4 protein-coding genes and 1 pseudogene are annotated in these 6,591 nt (G+C 57.8%); 3 read left to right on the top strand and 2 right to left on the bottom strand.

Features of this window, described 5'->3' with window-relative positions:
* Both WA354_RS04540 and WA354_RS04545 read right to left on the bottom strand, forming a co-directional pair.
* Positions 1-358: pseudogene (locus WA354_RS04540) on the bottom strand (ABC transporter permease); the annotation flags it as partial.
* 3 nt (positions 359-361) lie between these two features.
* Entirely contained in the window at positions 362-829 is a 468-nt protein-coding gene (locus WA354_RS04545) for a GlsB/YeaQ/YmgE family stress response membrane protein (RefSeq protein ID WP_472811822.1), read from the bottom strand.
* A gap of 242 nt (positions 830-1,071) precedes the next feature.
* Between WA354_RS04545 and WA354_RS04550 the strand changes: the two genes are divergently transcribed.
* From WA354_RS04550 to WA354_RS04560, 3 genes are all read left to right on the top strand, one after another.
* Positions 1,072-3,015 (top strand): M2 family metallopeptidase, encoded by a 1,944-nt coding sequence (locus tag WA354_RS04550; protein WP_472811823.1) that lies wholly within the window; start codon positions 1,072-1,074, stop codon positions 3,013-3,015.
* Between the two features lie 105 nt (positions 3,016-3,120).
* Positions 3,121-3,477 carry a PadR family transcriptional regulator gene (locus WA354_RS04555; protein ID WP_472811824.1) on the top strand — a complete coding sequence of 119 codons (357 nt, stop codon included), beginning with the start codon at positions 3,121-3,123 and terminating at the stop codon, positions 3,475-3,477.
* Complete coding sequence (locus WA354_RS04560; RefSeq protein ID WP_472811825.1) at positions 3,474-6,242, top strand: ADOP family duplicated permease; 2,769 nt, start codon at positions 3,474-3,476, stop codon at positions 6,240-6,242. The genes WA354_RS04555 and WA354_RS04560 overlap by 4 nt, the downstream gene beginning before the upstream one ends.
* The last annotated feature ends 349 nt before the right edge of the window (positions 6,243-6,591 follow it).

The following is a 6,591-nucleotide window of genomic DNA, read 5'->3' on the forward strand; positions in this document are numbered from 1 at the left end:
GGAGGTTTCCGCTGATCATCAGGCTGGGGATCTGCTCAGGCTCGCCGTTGCCGGTGAGTGCGGAAGTAAAAACGCGGGCAGCACCGAACTCCTCGAATGAAGTGCTCTGTGCCTCCCAATCCCTCAGATTCTGCCACGAGACAGAAAGAATCGGGAACTGAGTGGCGCGCTCTGAGACCATCACCACGCGGTCGGGCTCGGGGAAGGGAAGAGGCCGCAGCAGAACGCTGTAAAACACGCTGAAGATCGCGGTATTGCATCCGATGCCCAGAGCAAGCGTCACCACCGCAACAACGGTGAAGACCTTGCTTTTGCGCAACTGGCGCAATGAGAATTGCAGGTCTCTCACCAGGCTCAAAAGCTACCTCACATGTTCTTTCAGATTAGAAGATTCAGGCCAGCCTCTATCGCTTGCTGTTGGGTGCAAGTCTCTCATAGAAAGCCCATAAACCCGCAGCTTTCGGGACGAACGGACGCAAGGCGAGGATGAAAGACCTCGCCGATGCGTTCGAAGTGGAATGTTAAGGAAATTCCCAGCCTGATAGCGCCCCCGGATCAGAGGTTGGCGCTTTCTGTTTCCTGAAATCAGCCGCACAATCCAGGTCAGAATCACTGCCCCAACGGTCGCAATGATGATGCTGATGATCAAACCGTGCTCACCAACTCCGCCGAGTCCAAGGTGGCTCGCCAAAAAGCCGCCGATGAGGGCGCCGACCAAGCCCACGATCATATCCATGAAGAAGCCGAAACCTGACCCCTTCATGAGCTTTCCGGTCAACCAGCCCGCGATAAGCCCGATAATGATCCACGCAATCAATCCATGACCCATAATGTTTCTTCCTCCTTGGTGACTATGGAATTTGAAGCCGGTGTGGAGGGTGCTTTTGGCAGGTCCGCCACAGGCAACGCAGAATACACGCCATCCCCTTGAATGCACTAGGTTTTTTTTGCAATACCGATGGCCCTCTCTGTGGGATGCAGAATACGGGCTTGATGAGAGCAAAATTCGCAGCCGGGTGCTGGCCGAGGGTCGAAACTGTGTTTATCCCGCACCGTTCGACACAGCTTTTCGTGAGCCACAGCTTTATACTTCCCGCCATGCGATCTACCTTGATCTCCGCTTCACTGTTTTTTGCCGTCGCGCTTTCTTCCATTTCCGCCCAGACCGCCGAACAACTCAAGCCCCCTTCCGCGGACGAAGCGCGAGTCTTCCTCGATCGTGCGAACGCGGAGCTTCTCAAACTGGCCACCGATGCGTCGCACGCCCAATGGACAGCAGAAACCGACATCACCGACGACACGGAGGCTACAACCGCTGTGATGGGTGAGCAGGTCACGGCCCGGATCCTGCAACTGGTCGAAGAGAGCCATCGCTGGGATAAGGTGACTCTGCCTCCGGATTTGCGCAGGCAGATGATGCTGATGCAATTGAATGCGCCCGCCGCGCCCAGGGAGCCAAAGTTGCTGGCCGAGCAGATGCAACTCGCGGCCCAGCTGACCGGGATGTACGGCAAGGGAAAGTACTGCCCCGGCACTCCGGCTGGACAGGATCCCGCCCCCGACGCCAAATGCATGGGCATCGATGAGATCTCCGACATCATGGCGCATTCGCAAAATCCTGAAGAACTGACGAAGCTCTGGGTGGGATGGCACGCCATCGGCGCGCCCATGCGCGAGAAGTATGCGCGCTTCATCGAACTGCAGAACATCGGTGCGAAAGAACTGGGGTACAACGATACGGGCGAGCAATGGCGTGCAGGATACGACATGACTCCGGCGCAGTTCTCGGCGGAACTCGATCGCGCATGGACGCAGTTGGAACCAATGTATCGCGCCTTGCACGATTACGTGCGCAGCAGGCTGATCGCTAAATACGGCAAGGCAGCCGAGCGGTCCGATGGACTCATTCCGGCCCAACTGCTGGGCAATATGTGGGCCCAGGAGTGGGGCAATATTTACGACATCGTTGCGCCAACTGATCCCAGCCTTTCGCAATACAAGCCGGTCGACCTTGAAGCAGCTTTGAAGAAGCAGATTGCAGCAGAAGACCCTGCTGCAGCACCGGCTTTTGTCCCCGGCGCGGATCTCTCATCGGACGCAGGACACGCCGCCAGGCTCGCCGCAGGCCGGGATATGGTCCATTACGGAGAGAACTTTTTCAAGTCGCTCGGATTCGCACCGCTGCCGGCGACTTTCTGGCAGCGATCGCAGTTTGTGCATCCGCGTGACCGAGAAGTCGTGTGCCACGCATCGGCTTGGGACGTGGATTCTGAGGATGATCTGCGCGTGAAGATGTGCATCGAGGTGAACGCAGACTATTTCACCACGGTGCATCACGAACTGGGACACAACTTTTATCAACGCGCGTACAACAAGCAGCCGTTTATGTTTCGCGGTGGCGCGAATGATGGCTTTCACGAGGCAATTGGAGATTCCATAGCACTGTCGATTACCCCGGCATATCTGAAGACGCTTGGGCTGACAACGACCGATCCACCCGCGGAGGCGGATATCCCGCTGCAACTGCAGACTGCTCTCGACAAGGTGGCTTTTCTGCCATTTGCGCTGGCGCTGGATAAATGGCGCTGGGAAGTGTTTTCCGGTCAGATCAAGCCGGCGGATTACAACAAGGAGTGGTGGGCGCTTCGCGAGAAATACCAGGGCGTTGCTCCGCCCGTTGACCGCACAGAAGCCGATTTCGATCCAGGCGCGAAGAATCACATTCCTGCCAATGTGCCCTATGCCCGCTACTTCCTGGCACGTATCTATCAGTTCCAGTTCTACAAAGCCATGTGCGATGCCAGCGGCTACCAGGGCCCGCTAAATCGCTGCAGCTTTTATGGTTCAAAGGCAGCCGGCGAGAAGCTCGCAAAGATGCTCGAGGCGGGTCAGTCGCGTCCCTGGCAGGAGACTCTGAAAGAGATGGCAGGCACCGATCACCTGGATGCACAGCCGATGCTCGACTACTTCGCACCACTCTACAAGTGGCTGCAGGAGCAGAACGCCAAACATTGACCAGAGGCTTGCAAGTCAATGACATCGGGAATCTACCTGACACTCTCCTTGACAGTCTAGGAGACCGCAGGTAATCTCTCTCCTAGATCGTCAAGGAGAGTCCGGTTGGCTGATAAATCGCAAGACAAGCAGACGGAGATATTGCAGGGAACACTCGATCTGCTCATCCTCAAGGCCGTTTCGCTCGGCCCGCTGCACGGCTACGGCGTGTTGCTGCGCATTCAGCAGATATCGGGCGAGGAGCTTGTGATTCAGCAAGGCTCGCTGTATCCAGCGCTCTATCGCCTGGAGCATCAAGGCGTAATCGCCAGCGAATGGGGCGACAGCGAGAACAATCGCCGCGCCAAATACTACCGGCTCACGGCCGCAGGCAAGCGTCGCCTCGAAGCTGAAACTGAGAAGTGGAATCGCATGGCCGGCATCATTGCCGGAATTCTTCGCACCACGCCGGAGAATGTATGAAGCTGTTCGAATTTGTAATTCGCAAGAACGCGGAGTTCCGTTCTTGGCTGCGCTCCATTTTGAACCGCAGCCGGCTTGAGACCGAGATGGAAGCGGAGCTTCAGCTTCATCTCGAGCAACTCTGCGAAGACCTTGTCCGTGCGGGCGACTCGCCCGCCGAGGCCGCTCGCCGGGCCCGCATCGCGCTTGGCCCCGCACTCGCCCACAAGGAAGATATGCGCGCATCGCTGGGGCTTCGCTGGTTCGATGAACTCCGAGCCGACATTCGCTATGGAATTCGCATCTTGGCGAAGAGCCCAGCCTTCACCTTGATTGCCGCATCCTCCCTCGCGCTCGCTATCGGCGCTAATACCACCATCTTCGCGATCGGCAAGCAACTGCTCTACGATCGACTCAACGTTCCCCATCCGGAAGAGCTGCGCATGCTGCGCTGGAATGGGGATGGCCACGAAGCCGTCCCGAGCATGTGGGGAGATTTCGATTTGGCGCCTGGCGGCGGCACCACGGCTTCGGTATTTTCGTACCCCATTTACCAGCAACTGCGCGAGCACAACGAAAAGCTTCAGGATCTGATCGCGTTCAAAGAAGATGGAATGAACGCGACCATCAACGGCAATGCCCGACGCGTTAATGCAGCCATGGTGTCGGGAAATTTTTATGGTGCACTCGGCATCCATCCGCAGCTCGGACGCGTTCTGCAGGCGTCAGACGATGCGGTTCCCGGATCGGGTTCTGTCGTGGTGATTAGCGACGAGATCTGGCAAAAGTACTTTGGCCGTTCGCCCTCCGTGATTGGCAAAACATTGACCCTCAACCAAACAGCGGTAACGATTGTCGGCGTTAATCCGCGCGGCTTTACCGGCGCAAAAAATGTGCTGCAGCCTCCCGATTTGTTTGTGCCCATCAGCATGCAGCCCGTGATTGACCCCAAGGGCAAGACATCACTGCTGACTGACCCAACACTGTGGTGGGTGAATATCGTCGGCCGCGTCAAACCCGGGGTCAACGACAGCGCGGCGGAGGCGGCTCTCGATGTGCAACTACGGGCCGCGGTTCGCGCGACAACGCCATTGGGAAAGGGCGACACGATTCCGCGTCTCGCGCTCGCCGATGGCAGCCGTGGTCTGCACTATGCAGATCGCGAGTTCAAGAAGCCACTCTTCGTGCTTTCCGGCTTTACGGCATTCGTAGTGCTGCTGGCGTGTGCCAATATCGCCAATCTGCTGCTGGCCCGAGGTGCGCAACGGCAGCGTGAAATGAGCGTTCGTCTCGCCATGGGCGCTGGCCGCGCGCGCATCCTGCGCCAGTTGCTCACAGAAAGCCTGATGCTCGCGGCCATTGGAGGCGCTGGTGGCCTGCTGCTTGGTTACTTCGGCCAAAGCACGCTTCCGAAGCTGTTGACCAATGCCTGGGAGCGCGGCGATGGGGCATCTCTCGCTCCGCGTTTCGATTGGGGCGTGTTCGCATTCACCGTTGCTGTCACGCTTCTTACCGGGATAATTTTTGGATTGGTTCCGGCGTGGCTTGCAGCTCGTTCGGAAGTCAGCAGCACTCTCAAAGAGACCGCGCAAAGCACATCTCGGCGGCGCAAAGGCCTTACCGGAAAATCGATTGTGGCTTTTCAAATTGCCCTTTCCACGCTGCTCGTGGTGGGTGCCGGCCTGTTTCTGCGGACATTGTTGAAGCTGAATGCGGTGGATGTGGGGTTCGATGCCGATCATCTCATTCTGTTCGAAATCAGCCCGCCTGCGCGCCGCTATCCCGGTCCGAAAGATGTGCGATTACATGAGCAACTCGAAGCACGTTTCGCCGCAGTTCCTGGCGTCGAGCACGTTGCGCCGGGATCCATTCCTTATATCGCGCAGAACATGACCAATGCGGACTTCTATGCGGAAGGGGAGAACTTTGATGCCAAAATGAAGCGTGCCGAGGACGAAAACACGGTGGGCATCGACTTCTTTCCAACGCTTGGAATTCCCATAGTGGCGGGCCGCGGATTCGGACCGCAGGATACGTCCACTTCGCCCAAGGTTGGGATCATTAACCAGTCTCTCGCTCGCAAGAGATTTCCGAATATCAACCCGCTTGGCAAGCGGTTCAAGGCAGATCGCGCAACTTCCGATTGGATACGGATCGTCGGCATCTGCGCCGATACGCGCTACTCCGATCTGCGGGGCGACCCGCCTGCGCAGTTCTTTGTTCCCTACGTGCAGCAGCCCGAGGTGGGGACGCTGACCTACCAGATTCGTACAAATATGCAGGCCTCCGCTCTTTTCCCGGAGCTGCGCAGGGTTGTTCAGTCCGTCGACCGCGACCTGCCCATCATTGACTTCCGCACGCAGCGGGAGCAGATCAATGCAACCATGCAAATGGAGCGCGCCTTCGCCGCACTCACAGCGGGCTTCGGCGTCCTGGCTCTGGCGCTGGCCTGCGTCGGCATCTACGGCATCATGGCCTATTCGGTCGCGCAACGGACCAGTGAAATCGGCATTCGACTGGCACTGGGTGCGCAGCCCGGACAGGTGCGCAGCATGATTCTGCGCGAGAGTACGTGGCTCACCGTGGTTGGAGTTGTTGTTGGCGTTGGCGCCGCGCTAGGGCTCACGCGACTGGTGAAATCGATGCTCTATGGAGTCACACCGAACGATCCGACTACGCTGGTGGCAGGGGTCGCACTTTTGCTGGCCGTCGCAGTGGCTGCCACCTGGATTCCGGCACGCCGCGCTGCAGGTGTTCAGCCGATGGAGGCACTGCGGCACGAATAGTCAAGCCCGCCAGCCCATCATCGCCGCATAAACGTCTCAAAGCAAACGCCAAAATGCTCGGCCTATTTTGCAGGTTATTTCGCCGATTAGCCTACGCTGAGACTATGTGCGCGACCTCGGCTCCTTTATTCTCAACTCACCATCGTCTCGCAGGTCTGCGAAGCCTTCGCGCGTCGCCTTCTCCGCAAAACGGGCCTGTGAAACTGCGAAACTGCGTGCAGCAGAGAAGAGATACCACTAAGTCCAATGCTGAGAGTAATCTGCGGCTAAGTCCAATCGAAAGAATACTTTGCAGCGACGGCCGCACCGTAAATCTTTGAAAGGAGAGACTTTCTCTACGGAGATGGGG

It is taken from the genome of Occallatibacter sp. (assembly GCF_049802275.1).
Lineage (GTDB): Bacteria > Acidobacteriota > Terriglobia > Terriglobales > Acidobacteriaceae > Telmatobacter.